Origin of the sequence: Ruminococcus sp. AF17-22AC, from assembly GCF_003460065.1 — a bacterium.
Classification (GTDB): Bacteria; Bacillota; Clostridia; order Lachnospirales; family Lachnospiraceae; genus Blautia_A.
On record NZ_QRXT01000001.1, the window covers coordinates 310,459 to 334,155 of the forward strand.

A 23,697-nucleotide genomic window follows, 5' to 3' on the forward strand; every position below is an offset into this window, starting at 1 on the left:
TTATGTCAGGCGAAAACAATTTCAAAGATACTGTAAACTCTCTTTTTAAAGGACTGGATGCATTCATCTCCGCAAAAACCGTAGTGGGCGAGGCAATTCATGTAGGTGACACTATCATCCTTCCACTGGTAGATGTTTCTTTTGGTGTAGGTGCCGGTGCATTCGAAGGAGACAAAAAGAGCAACGGCGGCGGCGGAATGACCGGAAAGCTGACACCAAGTGCCGTACTTGTAATCCAGAACGGTTCCACAAAGCTTGTAAATGTCAAAAATCAGGATGGACTTACCAAAGTTCTGGATATGGTTCCGGATTTTGTAGACCGTTTTGCAAGTGGATTCGGCAAAGATGATACAACTGCGGACAGCAGTACCAAGGCCGGGAGCGAAGAAGCATAAACCATATACAGAAATCTGTATTCCCGAAAGTTTTCCTGCATATAATATTATAAGCTCTTAAGATGAGGTTCGGATTGTGGGAAGACTTTTGGGTCTGATGCTTTTTTGCATTGGAATCGGTATGGTGATCGGTATGCTGATTTCTGAAAATGTGATCATTGTTATTTCCGCCGGACTTTGCCTTCTGTGCGGATACCATATGTTTTGCAGATGAGGGCCGGAGAGCAGATGATGATTCTCCGGTTTTTGCAACGAATAAAGGCACGGGATCAATCTTCCCGTGCCTTACTTATCGTTCATAATCATGAAATCTTATGCTCTTTCTACTTTTCCGGATCTCAGACAAGAAGTACATACATACATCTTCTGTGCACCGCCAGTAGCGGTTTTAACTCTAACGGATTTCACGTTAGATTTCCACATTTTATTAGATCTTCTATGTGAATGACTTACATTATTTCCGAAATAAGCACCTTTTTCACAAACTGCGCATTTAGCCATGATAGCACCTCCTTGACGCTTTTTTTCAACAGGTCTTATTTTAACAGATGAATTTACCTTTTGCAAGTAAAAAATAGAAATTCTCAAAATTAATATTCCTTTTTGTACAAAAAAAGGTTATAATACATGCATACTAAAAAATTGGAGGTACCTATATGAGTGGACGTATAGATTCCGGATTGGGGCAGATCGTCATTGATACAGACGTAATTGCCACCTATGCAGGAAGTGTAGCAGTGGAATGTTTCGGTATTATCGGAATGGCCGCAGTCAGCGTAAAGGATGGCCTTGTCAAACTGCTTCGCAAAGACAGCCTGAAACATGGTATCAGTGTAACTATCACCGACGAAAACAAGATCCGTCTGAATTTCCATGTTATTGTTGCTTATGGCGTAAATATCAGTACAATTGCAGACAATCTTGTCAGCAACGTCAAATATAAAGTTGAAGATTTCACTGGCATGGAAATCGAAAAAATCAACATCTATGTGGAGGGCGTTCGCGCCATAGATTAAGAAATCAGAGGAGGAACTTGTGGTGAACATGAAAACCATAGATGCCAAAGTACTTTCCAGAATGTTTCTGGCCGGTGCCAAAAATCTGGAAGCAAAAAAAGAATGGATTAATGAATTAAACGTATTCCCTGTTCCTGACGGGGATACCGGTACAAATATGACAATGACGATCATGTCAGCAGCCGCTGAAGTCGGCGCCCTGACAGATCCGGATATGGAAACACTTGCAAAGGCAATTTCTTCCGGCTCCTTACGTGGTGCAAGAGGAAACTCCGGTGTTATTCTTTCCCAGCTTCTTCGTGGATTTACAAGAAGCGTAAGAAAGTCTAAAGAACTGGATGCACTTTCCATTGCAGCCGCCATGGAAAAAGCAGTTGAGACTGCCTACAAAGCAGTTATGAAACCAAAAGAGGGAACTATCCTGACTGTTGCAAAAGAAGCTGCTCTCAAAGCATCCGAGATTGCACCGGAAGCAGAAGAACTTGAGCCGTTTTTTCATGAAGTATTCGAGCACGCAGAATATACTCTTTCCCGTACACCGGAAATGCTCCCTGTACTGAAAGAAGCAGGTGTTGTAGACTCCGGCGGACAGGGTCTTCTGGAAGTTCTGCGAGGAGCAATCGATGGTTTCCTCGGCAAAGAAATCGATTATTCCGATTTCGAAAAACCGGGTGCAGCCGCAGTCACAAAGATCTCTCAGCAGGCAGAAGCCGATATCAAATTCGGTTACTGCACTGAGTTTATCATTCTTCTGGACAAACCGATGCCGATCGAAGAAGAGCGTTCTTTCAAGGAATTCCTTACTTCCATCGGAGATTCCATCGTTCTTGTTGCAGATGATGAAATTGTAAAAGTACATGTGCATACAAATCATCCGGGACAGGCATTTGAACGTGCACTGACATACGGAGCACTTTCCCGCATGAAAATCGATAATATGCGTGAAGAGCATCAGGAAAAACTGATCAAAGACGCAGAAAAGCTTGCCAGACAGCAGACCGAAGAAGAGAAGAAGCAGACACCGCCGAAAGAGACCGGATTTATTGCTGTTTCCGCAGGTGCCGGTCTTACTGATATCTTCCGTGAACTCGGTGTTGATTACCTGATTGAAGGCGGTCAGACTATGAATCCGAGTACTGAGGACATGCTGAATGCCATTGATAAAGTAAATGCAAAGACCATTTACATTTTACCAAACAACAAAAACATCATTCTTGCAGCAAATCAGGCTCGTGACCTGACAGAAGACAAAAAGATCATTGTCATCCCGACCAAAACAATTCCTCAAGGTGTAACTGCTCTGATCAGCTTCGTCCCTGAAAAAACAGATGATGAAAACACAGCCGAGATGACAGATGCGATTACCCGTGTTCAGACAGGCCAGATCACTTATGCCGTTCGTGATACCCGAATCGATGCCAAAGAAATCCACGAAGGAGATATCATGGGTATCGGCGACAAAGGAATCCTTGCTGTAGGCAGTGGCAAAGAAAACGTTGCAGTTGCTACCGTAGATGCCATGATGACCGATGATGCTGAAGTAATCAGTATTTATTACGGTGCAGATGCTTCTGAAGAAAAAGCAGAAGAACTTGCTTCCACACTGGAAGAGAAGTATCCTGACTGTGAAGTTGAAGTCAACAACGGCGGTCAGCCAATTTACTATTACATTATTTCTGTAGAGTAGGAAAATGAGACAGAGTTTACAGACCTTAAAAGGTGTCGGAGAAAAAACGGAAAAACTTTTTTTTAAACTCGGTATCTATGATACCGAAGATCTCCTTCACTATTATCCAAGAAATTATGACGCATTTGAAGCGCCGGTGGATATCGCAGACCTTGAAGAGGGGACGGTGAAAGCCGTCTCTGCTGCGGTATGTTCCGGCGTTTATGTTCGTTCAACGGGCGGAAAACAGATCATCACCGCAACAGTTGCCGACCAGAGTGGAAAACTTTCCGTCATATGGTTCAACATGCCATACTTGAGAACAATTCTCAAAAAAGGCAGTACTTTCGTATTACGTGGACGGGTCATCAAAAAACAAAACCGGATTCAGATGGAACATCCGGAAGTTTTTACCCCGGCAGCATACGAAGAGATTCTGCACAGCCTGCAGCCAATCTACGGCCTGACAAGCGGACTTTCCAACAAAACCATTACCAAAACAATCCGGCAGCTTCTTGAAAATCTTCCTATGTACAGTGAATTTCTTTCGGAAGATATCCGACAGCGTTACCAGCTTGCAGACATTAATTATGCACTGCGCACTATTCATTTCCCGCTCAGCATGGAAGAACTGCTTGTTTCCAGAAAGCGTCTTGTTTTTGATGAATTTCTGCTGTTCATCCTGTCCATCCAGATGATGAAAGAAAAAAATGAAGAAACTCCCAATTATTTTCCGATTCAGAAAACCTGGATTACCGAACAAATCATTGAAAACCTTCCTTATTCTCTGACAAACGCCCAGCTAAATACCTGGTATGAGATTGAACGTGATATGTCCGGACAGGCACTTATGTCGCGTCTGGTACAGGGCGATGTAGGAAGCGGAAAAACGATCATCGCTTTTCTTGCCATGATTCTTTCCTGCGAAAACGGTTATCAGTCTGCATTGATGGTTCCGACAGAAGTCCTTGCAAAACAACATTATGAAAGTTTTATGAGATTATTAAAACAGCAGGGGCTTGATTTTTGTACAGTACTGCTCACAGGTTCCAATACTGCAAAAGAAAAGCGTGAAATTTATGCAAAAATTGCTTCGGGCGAAGCACAGATCATCATCGGTACACACGCACTGATTCAGGAAAAAGTAATCTACAAAAATCTTTCACTTGTCATCACTGATGAGCAGCACCGCTTCGGTGTCAAGCAGCGCGAATCGCTTGCTGAACGCGGAAACCCGCCCAATGTTCTCGTCATGAGTGCAACACCGATTCCAAGAACTCTGGCAATCATTTTGTACGGAGATCTCGATATCTCTGTGATCGACGAGCTTCCTGCCAAAAGACTTCCGATCAAAAACTGTGTTGTAGATATTTCTTATCGCCCAAAGGCATATTCCTTTATCCAAAGACAGGTGCAGGAGGGAAGACAGGTATATATCATCTGTCCGATGGTAGAAGAGAGTGAGGGACTCGACGCAGAAAATGTCCTGGATTATACTGCAAAAATCAAATCTGTCTTTCCGTCAGATATTCAGATAGAATATCTTCACGGCAAAATGAAAGCCTCCGAGAAAAATCAGATCATGGAGCGTTTCGCGGCCAACAAGATACAGATTCTGGTTTCAACTACCGTTGTTGAAGTCGGTGTTAACGTGCCGAATGCTACAGTCATGATGGTTGAAAATGCAGAGCGTTTCGGTCTTGCACAGCTTCACCAGCTCCGCGGACGTGTCGGCCGTGGAGAACATCAGTCATATTGTATTTTTGTACAGGGAAATAAAGAAGACACAACCTCAAAACGACTGGAAATTCTTAATAAATCCAACGATGGATTTTATATCGCCGGTGAAGATTTAAAACTCCGCGGACCGGGAGATCTGTTTGGCATCCGCCAGAGCGGTGTGATGGAATTTCGCATCGGGGACATTTATAATGATTCCTCCATTCTGAAATCTGCCAGTGAGGCAGCTTCAGAAATCCTTTCACTGGATCCTGACCTGACGCTTCCGCAGAATCAGCTTCTGAAAGAACAGTTGCAAATTCTGACAAATCGTAGTATTCTAGTACCGTAAAAACATAATCATCTTGTAAGGAGGCTATTATGGCTACAAGAACCACAACAAAAAAAGCAGAACTCAAGACATCTACTGCGAAACCGGCTACTGAAAAAGAGGCTCCTGCAAAAAAGACAACTACTGCAAAAGCTGCAGTTAAAGCAACTGTTAAAAAAGCAACTACCAGAAAGACTACTGTCAGAAAAACTGCTTCCAAAAAAGCTGTTTCTTTAAATACCGAAGTATATGTACAGTGGCTTGGTAAAGAAGTATCCGAAAAAGATATTGTAGACAGCATCAAAAAAATCTGGACAGAAGAAATGGGCAAAAAAGAAGCCGATCTTACAGATCTTAAGATTTATATCAAACCAGAAGACAATGGTGCACATTACGTAATCAACAACGATATTACCGGCTTCATCGGTTTATAATTTTATGACTTCAATATTATTTTTTCAATCAGGTTCAGATGATCTTTATGGTCATCTGAATTTTTTATTTCCAGTTAAACCAGTAAGTTCCAGTTTATTTTTCTGTATCCTTCATATACTAGCACTGTAACATCCAATTAAACGAAAACCAAGGAGGAAATAATCATGACAAAAAATACTTCTTCTAACAGAGCAGTTGTACCAGAAGCAAAAGGCGCTCTTGATCGTTTTAAATTTGAGGTTGCAAACGAACTGGGAGTACCGCTTACAGATGGATATAACGGAAACCTGACTTCCAAACAGAACGGAAGCGTCGGCGGCTATATGGTCAACCCCATATTCACGGAACGAAGCACTACATTTTACAGAGCTTTACGCAGCTTTCCGGGACACAAAGAGCCCGTAAAATACACATATTTCTTTGCTTTTTGATTAATTACTAAAGAGTAAATTTTAAGGAGCGAAACCGCAGTAATAATGATTGAGGAACGAAGCATGAAAGCATTAGGAGATAGTCATACCGCATATGATGTAATGAGAGAATACATGATTATAGGAGCAGAACTGGACGGAAAATATCAGATACCGATGTTAGATAGATACACAGGACATCCGGGAGAAGATACGATTGATTTCAAGGATAGTTTCAGCTTGAAGATTAAGAATCACCGCAAGCTGACGGTGAATTTCTACATCCACGACTACGAATTTGAAAAAATTTGGAATAATCCAGATAGATACCTGGAACATTTAAAATGTTTCCATAGCGTGATCGGCCCTGACTTTTCTATTGCAGTGGGAGAGAATGGAATGCCATTTGCAATGAATATCTATCAGAAGTACCGTAATCATGCATTGTCTCATTATCTCAGCATGAACGGAATTAAAGTTATTCCGAACGTAAACATACCGCCAGAGTATTGCTATGACTGGGCTTTTGATGGTGTGCCAAAAAGAAGCACCATAGCATGTTGCACCAATGGAAGAATTAAATCCAGAGTATCCAGAGAAGAATTCTGTATAGGCTTTAAAGAAATGGAAAGGCGCATAGAACCGCTTCGAGTTATCGTTGTAGGGAAAATACCACCTGAACTCAATACGGACGTGGAAATCATCAATTTCAAGACCAGAAGTCAGAAGATCAAGGATAAGGAGGGAAAATATGGGGTATAGTACTGGAAACTCATTAAGAAAGAAATCGAAGACCAGAAAACAGGAAGAACGAGAACAGAGGATGAAAAGTGGAACCGCAATAAAGAAGAAAAGAAGCACTGGTAAAGTAGATCATCTAAATAAATTGAAATAATTTTACATTTTACACAGTCCCAGAATAGATGCTATAAAAATATTTGTACAAAATTACAAATAAATAAAAATTATAAAATGACCCGTATCCATGGAAAAATGATTTTTTTCGTTCAAAATCCATGCTTCGGGTCTTTTTGAATGTCTATGAAAATTAGCACTCGTCAGGCTTCATAGTAAAGTGATTATGCATCAAGGAATATACCCGCGGCAAAACATGCCGCCATCCGATATACACGATCATACTAGAAACATTGTAATTAATTGCATAATTGCGCCTAAAATCAATTCTAGCGTCATAAACCTATACTTTATCGAGTGACGATATAAAACGGCTTAAAAGTCAAAATACAGCGTTAAAACATTATGAAGCAGTAAACCGGTATATAATACAATAACCCGATGCCATTATAAAACCCGTAAACATGCCTAAAATCAATTTTGCATTTACAGTTGATAAATTACACATTTAAGCATACAAACAGCCGTAAAACGCCAAATAGACGCTTGCAAGGATAACGAAACCGGCAACAGCTGCATAAACTGGACAGAATCTAAGTCGGCAGTTATCCACATTGACATATATAATCATAATACGCCTGTTATATTTTGCCGTCAATCATTTTGGTTGATTGCATAAAACTGCCTAGAAACGATTTTACAGCCGTATGCGGTAAAATGTGCTACAAGCCAGTTAAAAGCCGTTAAAAGCCGTATAAAAGGCACTACAGCAGGAAGCCCGGCACAGGTCACGAACCAACGCCGCCCGAAGCGGATACAAGGAAGGGGAAAAAAGAGCAGCGTTTTACTGCTCTAAATAATTTATATTTGTCGCGCTTTTCTCCTTACTACAAGTCGAATTTTCACTTGATTTTTTGCGCACCATGGTGTATGATACACATATCAGCTAGCAACAGTTGCTGGTTCTCGTGCGAACCATGATTTCACCGAGAGTCGCCCCGATCAATGGCGGGACGTTGAGTTAAAATACATTTTTATATGGTTGCTAAGTGAGCAAGGAAGGGGAAGCGTGATAAAAAATCACGCTTTTTCTTTGGCTTTTTTTAGAATCTCACGGTAAATTCTTGCGCCTCCGTCCCATTCGTTTCTATCGGCTAAATATTCCTCGGCGGTTTCTTCCCGGACTTCGCCCGAATTTTCGAAATATGCAATTTTCCCCGTACTTTTTTGAACAACTTCAGTTGCTGACAAGGTGTAGAAGGGGCTGCAACTTTCGCGGAATTTTTCGGCACGCTCCATTAAGTCTATCATTTTTTCGAGTTGCGGAATTGAAAATGCTTTCAAATCCTCATCGGTAAGTACGTTTTTCACGTACCACTGAATATTTTTCACAGCTTCTGATTTTTTGAATAATAGTTCTTCTTTTCTCATGTTTTTTGTCCTCCGTTTTTTTGTTATTATACCAGCTTTTCAACTGATATAAAAGGCGTTGCCGGGAATCGAACCCGGCGGAAACCATTACGCCTAATTTAAACAAGCATTTATTTTCTTTTTCAGATGTGGGAACGCTTCACAAATTTCTTGCACGCTGTCCGCGTAATAATCACCAACTATTTTACCAAAAATTCTTATATTACCAGAATAAAAACAGCCAAGATCGTTAAATTGAATATCCAGCCCGGTTGCCTGTTCCTTTTTGTCGTTGTACCACATATCAATTTTAATCATTTTCAACCCTCCTGTTTTAACATGCCTTTTTAGCTGTACATACTTCCACACTTTCGCATCCGCAGCACGGTGTATTTTTATTGCAAAAGCAACTGTCTAATATGCTCTCAATATTTCTGTCCCATTCATCATAGTTAATATAACTATGATCGTAGTACCATTTATTTTTTTCAAGTTCGTTTTTTCGCTCCGGGAACAGTTCTGCAAGAGATACAGTTATCCGGTTAACTTTTTCACGATCTGCCATGTTTACACCTCCACCGGGAATATTATTCTAATTTTGTATCAACGTAAATATTGAGCATATATCGAAAACAGTTCAATTCGTCGACTAAGAAACCGCCGTCATTAATATGAAATATTGCGTGTTCTCCATACTCTTCATTGATGTCCTGAACGAAGTTGTAGAACTCCTCAAACCGTTCCAGGCGGTCAAAGTCTAAAATATACCATTTATGATCTGCCGGAAGAGTTTTTATAAAGTCTTCCGCGTTGCTTGGATAACTGAAAGCCCCAGCAACGTTGATCTTGCTTTTTTGGTCGTCCTGTGTGGAACGGTCAATCATTGTAAAGACCGCCCAATTAAGATATTTTAAATATTTGTTATTCATATCAACACCCCCATTAGAAAGTTAAGTCTTTCTTTCTCTTTACATCTTCCACAGTGCACGGAAATTTTGCCATCATAGCGTAAGCTTTTCCGTTATCTTCTGGCACTTCATAACCTTTATTGCGCAGCAGATTGGCGGCAGTGGTCAAGAAGTGGTTATCATATCCATAACAGATATCAGAGATAACAACTTCTTCCTCGTTAACTACGGCCTTTACAACGTGGTAAGTATTGCCAAAAGATTTCTGAAACCATCTTTTGGCGCTGATTTCTAATGTATTAATTTTTTTCATTGCTTTTTACCTTTGCCCCTGTTATAATAGGGCTACCTTTCTTTTTTTGATTGGTGCCCGGTTTGGTTTGGAAGTCTGCCGGGCTTTTTTATTTTTCTGTAAATGGAACTAGAATTTTTCAATTAATCGAATCGGCTTTCCTATGTCCTCATTGGCTTGAGTGGTTCGGGGCGTTCGGTTGTTTGTTTCTTTTGTTCCTTTCGTTGATATTATAATAGCATATATAACGCACATATACAAGATGTAATATTAACCAAATAACGCACATATATAGCAAGGCAAATTGTATATATTGTATAACGCACATATATGTATTGACAATATAACGCACATACATTATAATAGAAGAAAAACAGGAACGGGAGGCAATTGAATTATGGCAACAGAAGCACAGCGAAAAGCGATTAGAACTTATGAAAAAAATAACTATAGACTTAATATAGTATTCCCAAAAGACACTAAAAAACGAATTGAAAATTTGCATCTTAACAAAAGTAATAGCGCATTTATCAGGGATACGGTTCTTGCAGAGCTAGACAGACTTGAAAAAATATTGAAATAACGCACATATATGTATTGACAATATAACGCACATATGTACTACAATAACACTTGCAAATAGGCGCAAAAATAAGCCCCTTGGATTTTACCATAGGGCTTTTATAATGCTTTTTGTGGCGGTTTTTGGAGAGATAGCGCATAATATACGCCCATTAACAGCCAACCGCCGAAGCTGTTATAATATAACTAACACAACAAATCGCATTTTGTCAAGAAATTTTTTTATTTTTTCTGCTTGACTTTTTCCAGATCGTTGCGCTATACTCACACCAACGACGGCCGCGGGGAACTCATGGAGGGATAGTTTGAGCAGCTGACGCGAAAAAAATAACGATAATTTGCAGCCAGATCATGCCGGATCAGATGCCGGAAGGTCTGGCTTTTTGTGTGCCTAATAGAACTATATATATTATATATTAATAGATTATCAGTACACTACTGTATGTTAATATCTTTTATATCCCTCCATAGATTCCATAAGGTTAGAGTTGATTAATAATAATATTATATATAATTATATACAGTATATAGAGATATAGTATAATAATATATATAGATATAGTATATGGCGTTATATGAGATTGACTAAAAATTTTAAATAAATAGTTGACAGAACAACAACTTGTATGTTAATACTGTTAATAGACACGAAAACGAAATATATTTTTTAACGCATTTTGCACAGGATAACAGGAGCCGGAACAATGGCTCACATGTTTTTCTGTGCTTTTTTATTTGCAATATTTTTATAGATTAACGTTGTAAAGTGAGGTGATACAGTGAAAGATAATGCTATAAAAACAGAAAAGGAAACAGAAGTATATTTAAGCAATATTAATATATATGCTGATGAATATATTAATACAGTGTTATGTGTATCACCTGATAGTGAGAACTACAGAAAAGAAGTAGCTGACAGTTTTGTTGATATGATTTTTTATATCGCTGATCACATACAGAAACCTAGTAACGATGATATAGAATTATTAGATCATATGTTTAGCGTGTTTGTAAGGTTGTGCAGTAAGTATCATGTTTTGCCAACTCTGGAAGTATTTAGCTTTCTGGTAGGAATTAACCGTTCAACGTTTAGCGATTGGATGCGTGGGGATTATAGAACTGCCACAGCACATAGCAACACGGTGAAAAAATGGTTCGATATTTGCAAAAACTGTACGCTTAATAGATTGCATAACCAGCCCGGAACAAATGCAAACTTAATTTTCGTAGCAAAAGCTGCTTACGGCATGGCAGAGACGGCACCAATTCCAGCAGGACAGCAACAGGGCATACCACAGCAGACAGCGCAGCAGATCGCAGACAAGTACAAGGATGTTCTGGAGCTTCCAGAGATGGAAAAGCCGGAGTTATAACAGCGTGGAACGTACACAAGATTGTTGAAATGTACGCAGATGGCGAACAAACAGACCGAAAAGCGGTAGACATGGCAGTATTTAGTAAATATGCACATATATAACAGTTGAATTTGTGCATGATGTATAGCAGTCTATTTAAAAAACAAGTGTTTATTAAATAGATGTAATATTCTGAAAATTGATACGCATTATAATTCCCTTGATTACCGCCGAAGGTATCCGAAAAACAGCGTTAAGACCGGGACAACGGGAACCCATGGGGCAAAGGGTTGCCCGGTCAGCGTCACCAGAGACAGACCCGGGAGGGGGGTGTATATGGATGCCCCGAACGGCCTAATGAGTGCCCCGACCGCCCCAAAATTTAAAAAACGCCCTTTTAACAACAATCCCTCAACATGGCAGAGATAGTGATTGCAACATAACAAGCCGTAAGCCTTAACGATTGATAATCACTGACATCCGCAGAAAGGAAGGCACAAGATGGAAAAAATAGTAAACAACGATGGTTATCTTCGGTCAGGCTTAATGGATATTGCCAGACAACTACTGAATGTCTGTAGTGAAACTGGAGTTTCCAATATTCAGATAGTCACATCTCCTTGGAAAGAGGGTAAAGGCATTACTCTTTTAGCGAAAACTGATGACAAACCGATTCTTTCAGTAAAGATGGATACTGCCTATGAAAAATAATAATCCTCAAGGCGAATCCATCCGCATCCGGTTGCCGTACCAGCTAGAACGAAAACTCATAGCTGAGAAAAACCGAACCGGCAAGAGTGTATCACAGGTCACTCGTGAAGCATTGGAACAATATTTTCGAAAGAGGTAGACAGATGTCTTTGCTTGAAAAATTTTTCAAAAATAAAAAAGGCTTTCAGGAAAAACTTGAGATGCATCCGCTTGAAAAACCTTTAATGCATGACAAGGTATATGAGTATCATCACAAGAAAGCTGTTCTGGAGGACGGAAGACTGTACGATACAGAATCGGCAAAAAAGGTTTTTACGGACGAATCAAGCTTGAAATATATCTCGTTTGGAGTAAGCACGCAAAGGGTTTATTTCTTAACTCCGAATAGGCATTGGTTCTCAGCTGAAGAGAGAATCGAAACTGAAAGTGGAATAACTGATGTTGGCGAATGCCGTATACAGGTTACTAAAACAATTTTTGTGTATAGCAATCTTCGAATGGAAAAAACACACAGAGTCAAAGATCTGATTGGCAAAAACGATTATGAATTATACAAGAAATATTTTGGGGAGGCAGAGGAAGCATGAATAGTAACAAGAAAGTTTATTATGTATACACTGAGAATGGAAAAGCAGTTATTACAGAGGAAGCACCGGACTTCGATAAAGTTCACGATTACATGCTAGTGAAAGCGGATGGAATCGAGCTTTTTATGGGAGTACATAAAAACCAGGACGATTTAATGCTCCCAGATGAACCGATTGATGTAGCGACTATGTTGATTGATGCCGAAGCAAGTGTTGATTTAGTGGATAAAGGACCATTAACTTGCCCGAAATACGACCCAAATCAGCTCAGAGAGATTGCAGAACATCTTCTGGCATATTGCAAAGCACAGGAAAGGGGATTCAAAGATGCCTGTTGTAAGAATTGTGAACCCTAAACCGTATGATTGGAGAGGGACGCAGTATTTTATTGATGGGAATAAAGTCCCAAGAGTAAAGTCTGTTGATTTCCATGTTGCTGTTGACGAGGTTCCGACATTTGTATTCGAGATGGTGGCGGAGCCGGATATTGAAATGGAGTGTCTGGCACAAATTAGTTTCACTTCTCAATCAATTACTGATGCAATTTCAGTTTTAAGGCACGAATTGCTCCAACATGGGGAAATTTACCACGGATTCAAAGCAAGCCTAAAATCGGCTTTAATTGCTTATAATTCATGCGGCTTGCCATTTGAGCCGGAAGAAGAAATCGCAGAGAAGATACTTAATTTTATGATTGGAGAGGAAAAATGAGATTACCATTAACGATCATTGCTGTAGCAATCAACATAATAGTGTTCACAACGTTGGCTGCATTCCTCATGACGCAAATTAACGAGCAGAAAATACCGATGTTTTCTATTTTCTTCTTTACAATGATGGAATTAGGAATCATTCTGAATACCATATTAATCTGCACAGCGAGGTAAAAATATGCTTTTAGCATTTCCTACGAGGATTATTCCGTTTTTTATCATAGAACGGGTTAAACCTATAATTAAACCGGAAGGATACGCTTACCCGATTGTGGAGCGGTACGCAAGCAAATATTCTTTACATCCGATTTAGTGTAAAAAAATTTCTGTAGTCGATTATATTAAATTCGATTTCCTCCACATATATTGTTTGCATTACAGAAATAGTAATTATATCACACACAATTCTTTCTCCTGCTTTTGTGATGGTGCGGAGTGGGAGAAAGATTTTAGGGCTATCACCAAAAAGGTAAGGTAACGGACTTTGATTCCGCCATGTGTGGGTTCGAATCCCACTAGCCCCGTTTGCTAGGTTGCGCATGTACCTGGCAATGGTTTATTTCACATAGACCCTCCGATACCCATCTAGCTCAACGGAGCTGTCTAAAGGGGCTTCAAACGTCCCGGATGGGATTCCCGTATAGGTGACAGCAAAACCAAAATAGGGAGCCTTTGTTGCGACTGGTGGCAAAGAATCGCAACAGTAGAAAATATAGCTTTGAGGTGCTGGTAATATTTTCTACTCAGGAAATTTAGTTCAGTGGTTAGAACGCCCGGCTCATAACCGGGAAGTCCTGAGTTCGAATCTCAGAATTTCCATTTCTTCCGTATGCTACCCATCCGTTTTATGGGAAGAAAAAACTTTCGGATGAGCGTATGTGAATCAGAATGAGCAAAGATATGTAACGGCATAGGCTTGTGTTTGATCTGATTTCCCGTCCGATAAATGTTTCTTAGTTTCAATAAGCCATCACAAGCGCGCATTGATGGCAAGGGAGTTTTCAAGAAACATAAAGTCAAAAGGCATAATAATATCCGAAACAACTTCGTGGGGCTGGCACGGCATAAAACAGCCTAGTGGAAAGCATAACACGATAAACATATTGCTAACCCGGGGTGTCCGGGTTATGTGGAATGTACGCTAGTGGCAAACTGACAGAGTTGCGCTCTGGTCTCCGGTTCGATTCCGGGCGTTCCGCTTTTGGGAGAATATGTTATAGTCTGATAATTTCAATGAAATGGAGTGACATTTTGAAAACTGCAAAAGTAGACTTATTGTCAAAAGATCAGTTAGAAGATATTGTAAAATCTTCTAGGACACTACAGGAAGTATTGAAAAAGATTGGATATAGCTCAGTCAGCGGAGCAAATAGAAAAACTGTTCAAAAGAGAATTGACAAATATCAAATTTCAACAAATCATTTTACAAAAGGCGTTGGAATCGGAACTAAAAGAACTGAAGAAAATGTTTTTTGCAACAGAGTCTATCAGCTTTGATGTGATTGAGAGGTAATGCATAGACAACCTAAAAGAGGATATCAAAGAACTGAGAAAAATTATAAAAGAAATGAGAGGTGAATAATATGGCAGATGCATTAAATGTAAAGAAAATCAGCGCATTCACTAACAACACGGCACCGGCAGATACAGATTTTTTCTTGACAGCTACGGGAAATGTGGCAAAGAAAACAACCGTTGCGCAGGTAAAAGGGCTTTTCGGTGTATCTTCAGGATTGAAATTATTAGAAGCCACAATGGTCAAATTCAAAGTTCCATCTACTACAAGCGGAGCGTCTACAGGCACCATAACTACGGCATTTAATGTTGCTGATGGAGCAACTGTATTCGTTCCGGTGTATCTGGCAAGTGGATGGCTTACACCTGCAAGCTGTTCGGCTGTTGCTGGCAAACTCAATGTAAGTTTTATTAATACTACAGCTGCAACACACAGCACCGATGCAACATTTATTGTCTTGCAGTTCAGTGAATTTTAAGAAGGAGTGATGATATTATGGCAGAAATCAAAGGTATTGACGTATCATCTTTTCAAGGGAAACCTGATTGGACGAAAGTTAAAAATTCTGGAATCAAGTTTGCGATATTGAGAATTCATCAGAAATCTGGAATTGATACGTCTTTTGAACATAATTACAAAGGTTGTAAATCCAATGGAATTCTTATTGGTGGATACAAGTACAGCTACGCTTTGACACCGGCACAAGCGATTGACGAAGCTGAGGACGTACTTTCCGTTCTTGGTGGTCGTGGACTTGATTTTCCAGTATTCTATGACCTCGAATGGAGTCAACAGAGAAGCTTTGGAAAACAGGCTATCGAGAATATTGCAGTAGCATTTCTGACCAGAATTAAAAAAGCCGGTTATAAAGTTGGCATCTATTGCAATCTTGATTGGTACAATAACGTTCTGTCAGATGCTTTGAAGCAGTATGATTGTTGGATCGCTCGTTACCCGGCTAACGACAACGGTTCTGTACAGGAAAGATTACGTCCGAATGTTGGTGTAGGCTGGCAGTATTCCAGTAAGGGAAAAGTCTCAGGAATCAGTGGAAATGTTGATATGGATGTGTTCTATACAGATTATCGGACGGAACAGAAAGGAGAAGTAACAGTGGCAAAAACAAAATTACAAAAATTCACAGAACTCGGTGATTATTACGCAAACAATGGCAGCAATAAACCGTATCTGGAAAAACGGACAAACGCTTATCTTGATGATTTCCAGAAAAATGCCGGATATAACAATTACACCAAATTTGCCCGTGATGTAGATAATTGGGGACAGCCGGGATGTCAGGGGCAACCATGGTGCGCGGAATACCAGTTCTGGAAGTTGGTAAAAGTTCTCGGAATCACTAAAGCATTAAAAATCATGGGCGGTGGATTCTACAATTGCCAGAGCATTACAAGACACGCTAAAGCCAATGGAACATGGCACAGCACACCAAAAGACGGAGCTTTGATTATTTTCCGCAATGGTTCACATGTTGGAAGCGTACGGAGTTTCGACTTCTCGAAGGTTCATACCAATGAAGGAAATACTTCTAGCGCAGCGGGCGTAGTAGCAAATGGTGGAGCTGTTCGCAATAAATCCTATGCTATCAGCGATCCGGCAATTGACGGTTATGTTTGGATTGACTGGGGAGAAGAGAAAACTGTCGTAGAAACATGGAAAGCAATAGGCACAGCCACATCAACAGTAGACGATTTATATGTTCGTGAGACACCGAACGGATATGTTCTCGGACAGATCAACAAGGGAAATCGCGTAGAAATTAACGGTGAGAAATCCGGTATGTGGACGAAGGTCAAAGTTGCAGGAATCGGCATCGGATGGGCGGCAACTAAGTATTTGCAAGTTGACAGAGCTAAAAGTAAACCGACTACAATCACCAATAAGCAGAACAAGACGCAACGTCTCTTTGTTGGAAAAGTAACGGCAACATCTACGGATGTTCGCACGTGGGCCGGTGGCAACTATCCGTCTATTAAGAAATGGCCTAAGCTTGTGAGAGGCAACCTTGTTGACGTGATGAATTTCACTCAGAAAGCAACAAACGGTGCTTCATGGCACTATGTCCGCATTGCAGGCAAGTACTACGGATTTGTGGCTGCAAAAGATATTTGCAAAGTGTAACAAGTGTGATATAATAAATATACCATAATTCAACTCCTCCCCAGAGTTTAAGCATGGACTCAAAAAAAGAGATGGTCTGTTTCTTCCTTGACAGACCATCTCTTTTGCTTCACTTAATAATGTATTCCCAATATTGATTTTTAATATCCGCATATCCGTTCTTACGAATCAACACTTTATCCCCGGAAAACATCGTAAAATCAGAATCCAGCTTTTGCACATAATCCATGTTTACAACAAATGACTTATGGCAACGCAAAAACCGTTTATCAAGGTAAGGCTCAACCGACTTTAAAGTTGCATACATACTGTGCATAATCCCGTTCGTGCAATGAACAAAAACTTGCTTATCCCGTGCTTCGAGGTACTCGATTTTGTTCAATGGAATCCTTATAATGCAATCTCTGTGTCTGATTGTGAGCATCTTGTGTTTCATATCACTCAAGGTATTGTCAATCATAGAAAACATTCTTCCGTGTTCATTTCCCTTGATGATATAATGCGTAAATTCAACATCCAACGCATCAAAAACAAAATCCTTGTGAGCTGTCCAGAAAGCAATTTTGCCCTTATATCCACACTCTCGGAGTTCTTTGGCAATATCCACGCCATTTTCGTTTTTAAGTATTACATCCAAGACAATCATATCAAACCATTTTCCGTCCTTAACATCATCTATCAAGGGTTCCCCACTGAAATAACCGTCTATCGTATAATTCCGGTCACCGTTTTGCTTCAAAAACGGTTCAATCCGATGCTTAAAATACTCAACCTGTAGTTCACAATCGTCACAAATAGCAATTTTCATAGTAATCACCTTCCGTTTATCGCCTACGCTTCAACTTTCATCAGATTATCCTCATCTAATCAATTAATTATGGTAATATAGTAGCACTGAAACGGAAATGTGTAAATAGTTCAGCAGAAGTTCGAAAAAAATCGAAATCTTAATACGTTGGTACAGCCTGCCAGATTACTCTGGGGAGGAGATGTGATCGTGAATGCAGGTTTTGCCATAAAAAGAGCCGGGGAGTAAAATCCTCGGCTCGTTGCTGTTTATCCTTTGAAAATACGACCGCAACTTTTACATTGGTATTTTGTGGAGAACAATCCTTTACTAACGATCTGAACATTAGCACTACGACAAGTAAGAGCAGGGCATTTTATCTTTTGAGTCACTTTATCTATTTTCTTTCTTTTCCTCATTTAACATCCCTCACGTTTTCGATATATTTTGGCATAAACCACGCTGAATTGTGACCGCTCCAATAGTCGATACCATAATCAATAATTTCCCCATAAAGTGTCAAGTAAGTCCCTGGAACATAGTCTGTATTTTTGAAATCATAATCATTGGAGTATAGAATACCCACGTCATTGCCGCTTCCGTAGCTGTCGGTATCTTTTGAATAAATGCCAACAAGACTGCAATTACTGCTAAGATTATACTTTTCAGTCTTGTCGGAGATCATTAAATCATAAGGGTCTATTGTTGCAGTGCCTTCAACGTAAAGATCTATTTTGACAAACTGACCTTCCAGACTTTTCTTTGAGAAAGTAATATCTTCATACCACATTTCGGTACATTTTTTCTTGTATTCTTCCTCTGATAAAGAATTCATGTCTGTTTCTTCTTGAGTCATTTCAGCGTCTGCATAGACTTCTATGGGGCAAGCGCATAAAATTCCTGACAGCATTGCAACTATAAGTTTTCTTCTCATGGTGCATTCCTCCTTGGTAAAATTTGCATATATTATACCGCAAGAATCGACAATAGCATAGTCAAAACCGAAATATTTTTCATATTTTTATCCATTAAAAATGCAGTTTTATCGTTTTGCCCGATTAATTTGCACAAAAAGTGGTATAACTAAGTACATAAATTATAGACTAAAGAGGTATATATTATGAGGAAGATTGAGAGATTGCTGATCACAGCAGGAGTAATCTTCTTTGCAAGCTACATCATTCACTTGCCGATGTGCAATCAAGATTATTTACGTAAAAGCTTCATCCGCTTGGCAGAGGATATGTGCAAGCATTCAACTTTAAGCCAGAGCATAAAAGAGATTCTAAGAACGAACGATATTGTAGAAATCACAGAAAATCCGGTAAAAACGAACTTTATATTTGTGAAAGTAAAGGTCATATTTGAAATCACAAATATTCCAGTCTATCTCTGGCAGTTTGCAAGGGCGAATATTAATCCATGTGTCCTGTTTCATTGGATCTGCGGAAAATATGATAAAAATAAATGTTCGAATGCATATTTTCTACTGTCCAGACATATACTGTAGTAAAGTTTCATTCGGGAGGGTTATTTATGGATTATAAGAAAGAAATTATAAAAATAATAGATGAAATTGAAAGTCAAAAGATTCTGCGATACATTTATATTATTATAGCTGATATTTACAACGATTTACGGAGGTAGGACATATGAACAAAGATTTATTATATTCCGAAGAAGAGCAAAAGAAAATAATCGCAAAAATGGAAGACCCATCAAATAAAACGGGTCTTCCACCGGCATCGCTTATATACGCATTAATCGACATGGTTGGAGTTCAGACAAATATGATTCAATCATTACAGGAATCTATTCAACGGTTGGAGACAAAAATCCAATAGGTCTTTTTGGACGATCATTTTCTTTCGGAACTGACATGAGTAAAAAGTTCAGCTGACTAATGTGCTGAATAAGTGTTGACATCTTTCCATTAACATATCCTTTAAAAATCATAAGTACGGACTTCTCGTATCCGATTTCAGTAACATGCATAGTAACTGACTGACCAAAATTGGTAAGTAGAAGTCCTACTTCATGTTCAGAATCAAGTTTTGATTCAAATTCTTTGATATATTTGCAAAGAATCTCGAACTGTGTGTCTGAATATGAATATGTTAAAGGGATTGGCTCAATATTATCAATTTGTTTCATAGCAGTTTCGTAAATGGTTTTAGTATCTAACATAGCGTACCTCACTCGCTTAAAAGATTAATCAATTCAACAATATGTTTCTTTTTGGCATCGGACAACCCGAAGTATTTCCTTAATGCATCGGAAAGTTCGGTGTCTTTTCTTATCTGTGCAATCAAATGTGCAGATTCATCGGAAAAATCTTGTTCCGGCTCTTTCCCTGTCATCAGATAATCTACGGATACGTGGAAGAAATCTGCGATTTTTCGCAAATTTTCAGCATTAGGAGTGCTTTTGTCCAGTTTGCTTGCGTATCCCTTTGCGAAACCACATTCAGTTTCTAACGCATTTAATGAAGTTTTCTGTTCTTTACAAAGTATTTTAACTCTTTCTCGTAATGTCATTTTTTGTTTCCTTTCGATACTGAAAAAAACGCAAAAATAATACTTGACATTCTGAAAATATCGCTTATAATGTAACTATCGACACTGAAGATATCGCAACAAAATAAGGACATAAAGAATGCCCAAGTTTATTTTTTATGATTTTGTGTGGTAGCTTGATTATAGAATATATTCAGAGGTATGTCAACAATGTTGTGATATTTTCAGTAAAAATATGAGAGGAGGTATCGAATGATGATTTACGACAGGGTGAAAGCCTTGGCAAAAAAGCGAAATGTTTCCATTCGCAAAATCGAAATAGATTGCGGATTTTCGCAAGGTAGTGTTTGTAAATGGAATGAAGTTTCTCCATCTGCCGAAAAAGTGAAAAAGGTCGCTGATTATTTAAAAACTTCGGTAGATGAAATTTTGAAATCCGATTAACAAGAAAAGGAGATATATGAACGAATTACAGATTTTTAATTCAGAAGAGTTCGGGGACATCCGAACAGCAGAAATTGACGGTAAACCGTACTTTGTTGGCACTGATGTTGCCAAAGCTCTTGGATACAGTAATCCAAGAAAAGCCATTCTTGACCATTGCAAGGGAGTAACAAAACGTGACACCCCTACATCTAGTGGCGTTCAGTCAATGTCATATATAAATGAGGGGGATTTGTACCGTTTGATTATGAAGTCGAAGCTTCCGTCAGCAGAGAAATTTGAATCATGGGTTATGGATGAAGTCCTTCCGGCAATCCGTAAGACAGGTTCTTATCAGAAGCCAATGACCGTAGCAGAGCAAATTCAGTTGCTGGCTCTTGGCAATCAAGACCATGAGGAGCGAATCGAGAAACTTGAGAATACCATGACTATTGATTACGGTCAGCAGAAGTACATCAGTGACCTAGTTTCCAAGGTGGTGATCGAGGTTCTGGGTGGAAAGAAATCCAATGCTTATGATGAGATTGGAAAGAAAGTATTTGCAGAATGCAACAGGGATGTAAAGACTTACTTCGATGTAAATGCCAGAAATAACATTCCGAAATTGAGATACCAGGAAGCAGTCGAATACATCAAAGGATGGACACCGTGTACCAACACAAAGATGATGATTCGCGACTGCAATGCCCAGATGACAATGTAGGAGAGAGATATGGAAGAAACTAATGCATTACTCAAGCAGATTTTGGAAGAACTTAAAGCCATTCGAAAAGAGATTGTACCTACAAGAACAAAAAAAGTAACGCACACAGCAAATATCTCCGGGAAGACAATTACCGAATGCGTTACAAGCGGAGTTAGTTCTGCGATTCAGAAATCCATTCGTGATATTGACGAAGCAGATTCATAGCGATTGAAGTAGACAATCACATCGAAAAAGAAGATATGGCTGCAATTCTTGGAATTGAGTTCAAAGAAAGGAAAAATAAAAATGCTGTGTTATAAAGGGTTCGATAAAGATTTGAAATGTCAAGATTTCCAGTACGAAACCGGGAAAAAATATTCAGAAGAAAGTGCTGAAATTTGCGAAAAAGGATTTCATGCGTGTGAATTTCCATTAGATGTATTTAGATATTATGCACCGTCAGATTCAAGATACTGTGAAGTAGATTTGGATGCAAACGATCAAAAATCAAATGATAGCAAGAGAGTTGGAAAAAGTATTTCGATCAAAGCTGAGATCGGGATTGCTGGAATCGTAAAAGCCGGTGTTGAATATATCAAGAACCAAGTTGATTGGAACAATGATAAAAAAACCAACACCGGAGACTGTTCAGCGGCAACCAACACCGGAGACTGTTCAGCGGCAACCAACACCGGAAACCGTTCAGCGGCAACCAGCACCGGAAACCGTTCAGCGGCAACCAACACCGGAGACCGTTCAGCGGCAACCAACACCGGATACCGTTCAGCGGCAACCAACACCGGATACCGTTCAGCGGCAACCAACACCGGATACCGTTCAGCGGCAACCAACACCGGATACCGTTCAGCGGCAACCAACACCGGATACCGTTCAGCGGCAACCAACACCGGATACCGTTCAGCGGCAACCAACACCGGATACCGTTCAGCGGCAACCAACACCGGATACCGTTCAGCGGCAACCAACACCGGATACCGTTCAGCGGCAACCAACACCGGATACCGTTCAGCGGCAACCAACACCGGATACCGTTCAGCGGCAACCAACACCGGATACCGTTCAGCGGCAACCAACACCGGATACCGTTCAGCGGCAACCAACACCGGATACCGTTCAGCGGCAACCAACACCGGATACCGTTCAGCGGCAACCAACACCGGATACCGTTCAGCGGCAACCAACACCGGATACCGTTCAGCGGCAACCAACACCGGATACCGTTCAGCGGCAACCAACACCGGATACCGTTCAGCGGCAACCAACACCGGATACCGTTCAGCGGCAACCAACACCGGATACCGTTCAGCGGCAACCAACACCGGATACCGTTCAGCGGCAACCAACACCGGATACCGTTCAGCGGCAACCAACACCGGATACCGTTCAGCGGCAACCAACACCGGATACCGTTCAGCGGCAACCAACACCGGATACCGTTCAGCGGCAACCAACACCGGATACCGTTCAGCGGCAACCAACACCGGATACCGTTCAGCGGCAACCAACACCGGAAACTGTTCAGCGGCAACCAACACCGGATACCGTTCAGCGGCAACCAACACCGGATACCGTTCAGCGGCAACCAACACCGGAAACTGTTCAGCGGCAACCAACACCGGAAACTGTTCAGCGGCAACCAACACCGGATACCGTTCAGCGGCAACCAACACCGGATACCGTTCAGCGGCAACCGTAGAAGGAAAAGAGAGTGTTGCAATGGCAATTGGATACGGTTCCAAAGCAAAAGGGTCTATTGGATGCTTTATTGTACTTGCTGAATGGAAGAAATTTGAAGACGAAACATACCATATTGTAGACGTGAAGTCCGCAAAAGTAGACGGGACAAAGATAAAACCAGATACATTTTATAAACTTGTAAACGGAGAATTTGTTGCAGAAGAGTAGTTTGGCTCCACGGGTACGGCAAATACCACGCAGAGCCACGTATCTAACTTAATTGGGTAAGTTAAATACAGGTAAAGTATAACACACCTTCCTGTATTTGAAAAGAAAATTTATACCAGGAGGGCATTTTTTATGTCTAAAATCACAAAACACACCGAAAACGTAACTAAAAACCAGAGCCTTGCAAGCGAAATCATCGCAGATCAGGCGGCAAAAACAAAACGTCTGAAAGTCGCAGTTGTAGCGCTGTCAGTAGCTTTACTTGCAACAGCAGCAACAAAAAGAAAGAAGTGAGGGAT

Annotated in this window: 36 protein-coding genes and 2 tRNA genes; 28 read left to right on the top strand and 10 right to left on the bottom strand. The window is 40.2% G+C overall.

Annotation, left to right across the window (positions count from 1 at the left end):
* The first annotated feature begins 2 nt into the window (after positions 1–2).
* Together DWW86_RS01505 and DWW86_RS17010 are read left to right on the top strand one after the other, a co-directional pair.
* Positions 3–395, top strand: a complete 393-nt coding sequence (locus DWW86_RS01505; RefSeq protein WP_072521179.1) for a GerW family sporulation protein — start codon at positions 3–5, stop codon at positions 393–395.
* 76 nt (positions 396–471) lie between these two features.
* A complete protein-coding gene (locus tag DWW86_RS17010) occupies positions 472–609 on the top strand; it encodes a hypothetical protein (RefSeq protein WP_159431345.1) in 138 nt (45 codons plus the stop codon).
* A gap of 98 nt (positions 610–707) precedes the next feature.
* Here DWW86_RS17010 and rpmB read toward each other — a convergent pair whose 3' ends face one another.
* On the bottom strand, positions 708–896 hold the full coding sequence (rpmB, locus tag DWW86_RS01510; protein WP_072521178.1) for a 50S ribosomal protein L28: 189 nt from the start codon (positions 894–896) through the stop codon (positions 708–710).
* Positions 897–1,051: 155 nt separating this feature from the next.
* Here rpmB and DWW86_RS01515 point away from each other — a divergent pair, with 155 nt between their 5' ends.
* The 7 genes from DWW86_RS01515 (at position 1,052) to DWW86_RS17015 (ending at position 6,867) form a co-directional block, all read left to right on the top strand.
* The gene (locus DWW86_RS01515; RefSeq protein ID WP_072521177.1) at positions 1,052–1,411 is read left to right on the top strand and encodes an Asp23/Gls24 family envelope stress response protein; all 360 of its coding nucleotides are present in this window, start codon (positions 1,052–1,054) and stop codon (positions 1,409–1,411) included.
* A gap of 22 nt (positions 1,412–1,433) precedes the next feature.
* On the top strand, positions 1,434–3,098 hold the full coding sequence (locus DWW86_RS01520) for a DAK2 domain-containing protein (RefSeq protein ID WP_072521176.1): 1,665 nt from the start codon (positions 1,434–1,436) through the stop codon (positions 3,096–3,098).
* A gap of 4 nt (positions 3,099–3,102) precedes the next feature.
* A complete protein-coding gene (gene recG / locus DWW86_RS01525) occupies positions 3,103–5,148 on the top strand; it encodes an ATP-dependent DNA helicase RecG (RefSeq protein WP_117942046.1) in 2,046 nt (681 codons plus the stop codon).
* Positions 5,149–5,177: 29 nt separating this feature from the next.
* The gene (locus tag DWW86_RS01530) at positions 5,178–5,561 is read left to right on the top strand and encodes a DUF6465 family protein (RefSeq protein ID WP_072521174.1); all 384 of its coding nucleotides are present in this window, start codon (positions 5,178–5,180) and stop codon (positions 5,559–5,561) included.
* Between the two features lie 165 nt (positions 5,562–5,726).
* Complete coding sequence (locus DWW86_RS01535) at positions 5,727–5,993, top strand: alpha/beta-type small acid-soluble spore protein (protein ID WP_117942047.1); 267 nt, start codon at positions 5,727–5,729, stop codon at positions 5,991–5,993.
* A gap of 63 nt (positions 5,994–6,056) precedes the next feature.
* Positions 6,057–6,734 carry a DUF4417 domain-containing protein gene (locus DWW86_RS01540; RefSeq protein ID WP_181985275.1) on the top strand — a complete coding sequence of 226 codons (678 nt, stop codon included), beginning with the start codon at positions 6,057–6,059 and terminating at the stop codon, positions 6,732–6,734.
* Positions 6,724–6,867: a hypothetical protein gene (locus tag DWW86_RS17015; protein ID WP_181985276.1), complete on the top strand. Its 144-nt coding sequence runs from the start codon at positions 6,724–6,726 to the stop codon at positions 6,865–6,867. Before DWW86_RS01540 ends, DWW86_RS17015 begins: the two co-directional genes overlap by 11 nt.
* 1,040 nt (positions 6,868–7,907) lie before the next feature.
* Here DWW86_RS17015 and DWW86_RS01545 read toward each other — a convergent pair.
* The 5 genes from DWW86_RS01545 to DWW86_RS01565 form a co-directional block, all read right to left on the bottom strand.
* Positions 7,908–8,258: a hypothetical protein gene (locus DWW86_RS01545; RefSeq protein WP_117942049.1), complete on the bottom strand. Its 351-nt coding sequence runs from the start codon at positions 8,256–8,258 to the stop codon at positions 7,908–7,910.
* A gap of 93 nt (positions 8,259–8,351) precedes the next feature.
* The gene (locus DWW86_RS01550; protein ID WP_117942050.1) at positions 8,352–8,555 is read right to left on the bottom strand and encodes a hypothetical protein; all 204 of its coding nucleotides are present in this window, start codon (positions 8,553–8,555) and stop codon (positions 8,352–8,354) included.
* 16 nt (positions 8,556–8,571) lie between these two features.
* Complete coding sequence (locus DWW86_RS01555; RefSeq protein WP_117942051.1) at positions 8,572–8,802, bottom strand: hypothetical protein; 231 nt, start codon at positions 8,800–8,802, stop codon at positions 8,572–8,574.
* Positions 8,803–8,824: 22 nt separating this feature from the next.
* Complete coding sequence (locus DWW86_RS01560; RefSeq protein ID WP_117942052.1) at positions 8,825–9,166, bottom strand: hypothetical protein; 342 nt, start codon at positions 9,164–9,166, stop codon at positions 8,825–8,827.
* A gap of 13 nt (positions 9,167–9,179) precedes the next feature.
* Entirely contained in the window at positions 9,180–9,458 is a 279-nt protein-coding gene (locus tag DWW86_RS01565; RefSeq protein ID WP_117942053.1) for a hypothetical protein, read from the bottom strand.
* A gap of 376 nt (positions 9,459–9,834) precedes the next feature.
* Between DWW86_RS01565 and DWW86_RS01570 the strand changes: the two genes are divergently transcribed.
* From DWW86_RS01570 to DWW86_RS01620, 12 genes are all read left to right on the top strand, one after another.
* Positions 9,835–10,020 carry a hypothetical protein gene (locus DWW86_RS01570; RefSeq protein WP_117942054.1) on the top strand — a complete coding sequence of 62 codons (186 nt, stop codon included), beginning with the start codon at positions 9,835–9,837 and terminating at the stop codon, positions 10,018–10,020.
* A 778-nt stretch (positions 10,021–10,798) separates the two neighbouring features.
* A complete protein-coding gene (locus DWW86_RS01575) occupies positions 10,799–11,392 on the top strand; it encodes a hypothetical protein (RefSeq protein WP_117942055.1) in 594 nt (197 codons plus the stop codon).
* 483 nt (positions 11,393–11,875) lie between these two features.
* Complete coding sequence (locus DWW86_RS01580) at positions 11,876–12,085, top strand: hypothetical protein (RefSeq protein WP_117942056.1); 210 nt, start codon at positions 11,876–11,878, stop codon at positions 12,083–12,085.
* Between the two features lie 143 nt (positions 12,086–12,228).
* Positions 12,229–12,672: a hypothetical protein gene (locus DWW86_RS01585; protein WP_117942057.1), complete on the top strand. Its 444-nt coding sequence runs from the start codon at positions 12,229–12,231 to the stop codon at positions 12,670–12,672.
* The gene (locus tag DWW86_RS01590; protein ID WP_117942058.1) at positions 12,669–13,028 is read left to right on the top strand and encodes a hypothetical protein; all 360 of its coding nucleotides are present in this window, start codon (positions 12,669–12,671) and stop codon (positions 13,026–13,028) included. The genes DWW86_RS01585 and DWW86_RS01590 overlap by 4 nt, the downstream gene beginning before the upstream one ends.
* Complete coding sequence (locus DWW86_RS01595) at positions 13,000–13,383, top strand: hypothetical protein (RefSeq protein WP_147338105.1); 384 nt, start codon at positions 13,000–13,002, stop codon at positions 13,381–13,383. The genes DWW86_RS01590 and DWW86_RS01595 overlap by 29 nt, the downstream gene beginning before the upstream one ends.
* Positions 13,380–13,559, top strand: a complete 180-nt coding sequence (locus DWW86_RS01600) for a hypothetical protein (RefSeq protein ID WP_117942060.1) — start codon at positions 13,380–13,382, stop codon at positions 13,557–13,559. The genes DWW86_RS01595 and DWW86_RS01600 overlap by 4 nt, the downstream gene beginning before the upstream one ends.
* Before the next feature lie 278 nt (positions 13,560–13,837).
* Positions 13,838–13,909: transfer RNA gene (locus DWW86_RS01605), tRNA-Gln, on the top strand.
* Positions 13,910–14,131: 222 nt separating this feature from the next.
* Positions 14,132–14,204: transfer RNA gene (locus DWW86_RS01610), tRNA-Ile, on the top strand.
* 432 nt (positions 14,205–14,636) lie between these two features.
* The gene (locus tag DWW86_RS16940; RefSeq protein WP_147338106.1) at positions 14,637–14,882 is read left to right on the top strand and encodes a hypothetical protein; all 246 of its coding nucleotides are present in this window, start codon (positions 14,637–14,639) and stop codon (positions 14,880–14,882) included.
* Positions 14,883–14,968: 86 nt separating this feature from the next.
* Complete coding sequence (locus DWW86_RS01615; RefSeq protein WP_117942061.1) at positions 14,969–15,379, top strand: hypothetical protein; 411 nt, start codon at positions 14,969–14,971, stop codon at positions 15,377–15,379.
* Positions 15,380–15,396: 17 nt separating this feature from the next.
* A complete protein-coding gene (locus DWW86_RS01620; protein ID WP_117942062.1) occupies positions 15,397–17,040 on the top strand; it encodes a GH25 family lysozyme in 1,644 nt (547 codons plus the stop codon).
* A 109-nt stretch (positions 17,041–17,149) separates the two neighbouring features.
* On the opposite strand, the gene DWW86_RS01625 is transcribed toward DWW86_RS01620, so the two are convergent.
* Both DWW86_RS01625 and DWW86_RS01630 read right to left on the bottom strand, forming a co-directional pair.
* Positions 17,150–17,848, bottom strand: a complete 699-nt coding sequence (locus tag DWW86_RS01625; protein ID WP_117942063.1) for a LytR/AlgR family response regulator transcription factor — start codon at positions 17,846–17,848, stop codon at positions 17,150–17,152.
* Positions 17,849–18,242: 394 nt separating this feature from the next.
* On the bottom strand, positions 18,243–18,761 hold the full coding sequence (locus tag DWW86_RS01630; protein WP_117942064.1) for a hypothetical protein: 519 nt from the start codon (positions 18,759–18,761) through the stop codon (positions 18,243–18,245).
* A 186-nt stretch (positions 18,762–18,947) separates the two neighbouring features.
* Here DWW86_RS01630 and DWW86_RS01635 point away from each other — a divergent pair, with 186 nt between their 5' ends.
* Together DWW86_RS01635 and DWW86_RS01640 are read left to right on the top strand one after the other, a co-directional pair.
* Positions 18,948–19,337 (top strand): hypothetical protein, encoded by a 390-nt coding sequence (locus DWW86_RS01635; RefSeq protein ID WP_117942065.1) that lies wholly within the window; start codon positions 18,948–18,950, stop codon positions 19,335–19,337.
* Between the two features lie 142 nt (positions 19,338–19,479).
* Entirely contained in the window at positions 19,480–19,671 is a 192-nt protein-coding gene (locus tag DWW86_RS01640) for a hypothetical protein (protein WP_117942066.1), read from the top strand.
* Here DWW86_RS01640 and DWW86_RS01645 read toward each other — a convergent pair.
* Together DWW86_RS01645 and DWW86_RS01650 are read right to left on the bottom strand one after the other, a co-directional pair.
* Positions 19,640–20,014: a DUF6173 family protein gene (locus DWW86_RS01645; protein ID WP_117942067.1), complete on the bottom strand. Its 375-nt coding sequence runs from the start codon at positions 20,012–20,014 to the stop codon at positions 19,640–19,642. The two genes, DWW86_RS01640 and DWW86_RS01645, sit on opposite strands and share 32 nt — an antisense overlap.
* 8 nt (positions 20,015–20,022) lie before the next feature.
* Positions 20,023–20,364, bottom strand: coding sequence for a helix-turn-helix domain-containing protein (locus tag DWW86_RS01650; protein WP_117942068.1), 342 nt, complete (start codon positions 20,362–20,364; stop codon positions 20,023–20,025).
* Positions 20,365–20,595: 231 nt separating this feature from the next.
* On the opposite strand from DWW86_RS01650, the gene DWW86_RS01655 reads away from it, so the two are divergent.
* The 5 genes from DWW86_RS01655 to DWW86_RS17035 all read left to right on the top strand — a co-directional run bounded on the left by DWW86_RS01655 (position 20,596) and on the right by DWW86_RS17035 (position 23,692).
* Positions 20,596–20,787 carry a helix-turn-helix domain-containing protein gene (locus tag DWW86_RS01655; protein WP_117942069.1) on the top strand — a complete coding sequence of 64 codons (192 nt, stop codon included), beginning with the start codon at positions 20,596–20,598 and terminating at the stop codon, positions 20,785–20,787.
* A 16-nt stretch (positions 20,788–20,803) separates the two neighbouring features.
* Positions 20,804–21,490: an ORF6C domain-containing protein gene (locus DWW86_RS17020; protein ID WP_181985277.1), complete on the top strand. Its 687-nt coding sequence runs from the start codon at positions 20,804–20,806 to the stop codon at positions 21,488–21,490.
* A gap of 9 nt (positions 21,491–21,499) precedes the next feature.
* Complete coding sequence (locus DWW86_RS01665) at positions 21,500–21,697, top strand: hypothetical protein (RefSeq protein ID WP_117942070.1); 198 nt, start codon at positions 21,500–21,502, stop codon at positions 21,695–21,697.
* 81 nt (positions 21,698–21,778) lie between these two features.
* Positions 21,779–23,398: a DUF7666 domain-containing protein gene (locus DWW86_RS17650; RefSeq protein WP_502696629.1), complete on the top strand. Its 1,620-nt coding sequence runs from the start codon at positions 21,779–21,781 to the stop codon at positions 23,396–23,398.
* Between the two features lie 132 nt (positions 23,399–23,530).
* Complete coding sequence (locus DWW86_RS17035; protein WP_181985280.1) at positions 23,531–23,692, top strand: hypothetical protein; 162 nt, start codon at positions 23,531–23,533, stop codon at positions 23,690–23,692.
* Positions 23,693–23,697: the final 5 nt, after the last annotated feature.

Excerpts from the sequence above, each read along its gene's own strand:
- DWW86_RS01645 (WP_117942067.1), bottom strand. The coding sequence starts at position 20,014 with ATGTTAGATACTAAAACCATTTACGAAACTGCTATGAAACAAATTGAT.
- DWW86_RS01630 (WP_117942064.1), bottom strand. The coding sequence starts at position 18,761 with ATGAGAAGAAAACTTATAGTTGCAATGCTGTCAGGAATTTTATGCGCT.
- DWW86_RS17035 (WP_181985280.1), top strand. The coding sequence starts at position 23,531 with ATGTCTAAAATCACAAAACACACCGAAAACGTAACTAAAAACCAGAGC.
- DWW86_RS01555 (WP_117942051.1), bottom strand. The coding sequence starts at position 8,802 with ATGGCAGATCGTGAAAAAGTTAACCGGATAACTGTATCTCTTGCAGAA.
- DWW86_RS01625 (WP_117942063.1), bottom strand. The coding sequence starts at position 17,848 with ATGAAAATTGCTATTTGTGACGATTGTGAACTACAGGTTGAGTATTTT.
- DWW86_RS01655 (WP_117942069.1), top strand. The coding sequence starts at position 20,596 with ATGATGATTTACGACAGGGTGAAAGCCTTGGCAAAAAAGCGAAATGTT.
- DWW86_RS01615 (WP_117942061.1), top strand. The coding sequence starts at position 14,969 with ATGGCAGATGCATTAAATGTAAAGAAAATCAGCGCATTCACTAACAAC.
- DWW86_RS01590 (WP_117942058.1), top strand. The coding sequence starts at position 12,669 with ATGAATAGTAACAAGAAAGTTTATTATGTATACACTGAGAATGGAAAA.
- DWW86_RS01580 (WP_117942056.1), top strand. The coding sequence starts at position 11,876 with ATGGAAAAAATAGTAAACAACGATGGTTATCTTCGGTCAGGCTTAATG.
- DWW86_RS01650 (WP_117942068.1), bottom strand. The coding sequence starts at position 20,364 with ATGACATTACGAGAAAGAGTTAAAATACTTTGTAAAGAACAGAAAACT.
- DWW86_RS01635 (WP_117942065.1), top strand. The coding sequence starts at position 18,948 with ATGAGGAAGATTGAGAGATTGCTGATCACAGCAGGAGTAATCTTCTTT.
- DWW86_RS01570 (WP_117942054.1), top strand. The coding sequence starts at position 9,835 with ATGGCAACAGAAGCACAGCGAAAAGCGATTAGAACTTATGAAAAAAAT.
- DWW86_RS01560 (WP_117942052.1), bottom strand. The coding sequence starts at position 9,166 with ATGAATAACAAATATTTAAAATATCTTAATTGGGCGGTCTTTACAATG.
- DWW86_RS01540 (WP_181985275.1), top strand. The coding sequence starts at position 6,057 with ATGAAAGCATTAGGAGATAGTCATACCGCATATGATGTAATGAGAGAA.
- DWW86_RS01585 (WP_117942057.1), top strand. The coding sequence starts at position 12,229 with ATGTCTTTGCTTGAAAAATTTTTCAAAAATAAAAAAGGCTTTCAGGAA.
- DWW86_RS17020 (WP_181985277.1), top strand. The coding sequence starts at position 20,804 with ATGAACGAATTACAGATTTTTAATTCAGAAGAGTTCGGGGACATCCGA.
- DWW86_RS01640 (WP_117942066.1), top strand. The coding sequence starts at position 19,480 with ATGAACAAAGATTTATTATATTCCGAAGAAGAGCAAAAGAAAATAATC.
- DWW86_RS01545 (WP_117942049.1), bottom strand. The coding sequence starts at position 8,258 with ATGAGAAAAGAAGAACTATTATTCAAAAAATCAGAAGCTGTGAAAAAT.
- DWW86_RS01565 (WP_117942053.1), bottom strand. The coding sequence starts at position 9,458 with ATGAAAAAAATTAATACATTAGAAATCAGCGCCAAAAGATGGTTTCAG.
- DWW86_RS01620 (WP_117942062.1), top strand. The coding sequence starts at position 15,397 with ATGGCAGAAATCAAAGGTATTGACGTATCATCTTTTCAAGGGAAACCT.
- DWW86_RS01535 (WP_117942047.1), top strand. The coding sequence starts at position 5,727 with ATGACAAAAAATACTTCTTCTAACAGAGCAGTTGTACCAGAAGCAAAA.
- recG (WP_117942046.1), top strand. The coding sequence starts at position 3,103 with ATGAGACAGAGTTTACAGACCTTAAAAGGTGTCGGAGAAAAAACGGAA.
- rpmB (WP_072521178.1), bottom strand. The coding sequence starts at position 896 with ATGGCTAAATGCGCAGTTTGTGAAAAAGGTGCTTATTTCGGAAATAAT.
- DWW86_RS01600 (WP_117942060.1), top strand. The coding sequence starts at position 13,380 with ATGAGATTACCATTAACGATCATTGCTGTAGCAATCAACATAATAGTG.
- DWW86_RS01665 (WP_117942070.1), top strand. The coding sequence starts at position 21,500 with ATGGAAGAAACTAATGCATTACTCAAGCAGATTTTGGAAGAACTTAAA.
- DWW86_RS01595 (WP_147338105.1), top strand. The coding sequence starts at position 13,000 with ATGCCTGTTGTAAGAATTGTGAACCCTAAACCGTATGATTGGAGAGGG.
- DWW86_RS17015 (WP_181985276.1), top strand. The coding sequence starts at position 6,724 with ATGGGGTATAGTACTGGAAACTCATTAAGAAAGAAATCGAAGACCAGA.
- DWW86_RS01515 (WP_072521177.1), top strand. The coding sequence starts at position 1,052 with ATGAGTGGACGTATAGATTCCGGATTGGGGCAGATCGTCATTGATACA.
- DWW86_RS01505 (WP_072521179.1), top strand. The coding sequence starts at position 3 with ATGTCAGGCGAAAACAATTTCAAAGATACTGTAAACTCTCTTTTTAAA.
- DWW86_RS17650 (WP_502696629.1), top strand. The coding sequence starts at position 21,779 with ATGCTGTGTTATAAAGGGTTCGATAAAGATTTGAAATGTCAAGATTTC.
- DWW86_RS01550 (WP_117942050.1), bottom strand. The coding sequence starts at position 8,555 with ATGATTAAAATTGATATGTGGTACAACGACAAAAAGGAACAGGCAACC.
- DWW86_RS01530 (WP_072521174.1), top strand. The coding sequence starts at position 5,178 with ATGGCTACAAGAACCACAACAAAAAAAGCAGAACTCAAGACATCTACT.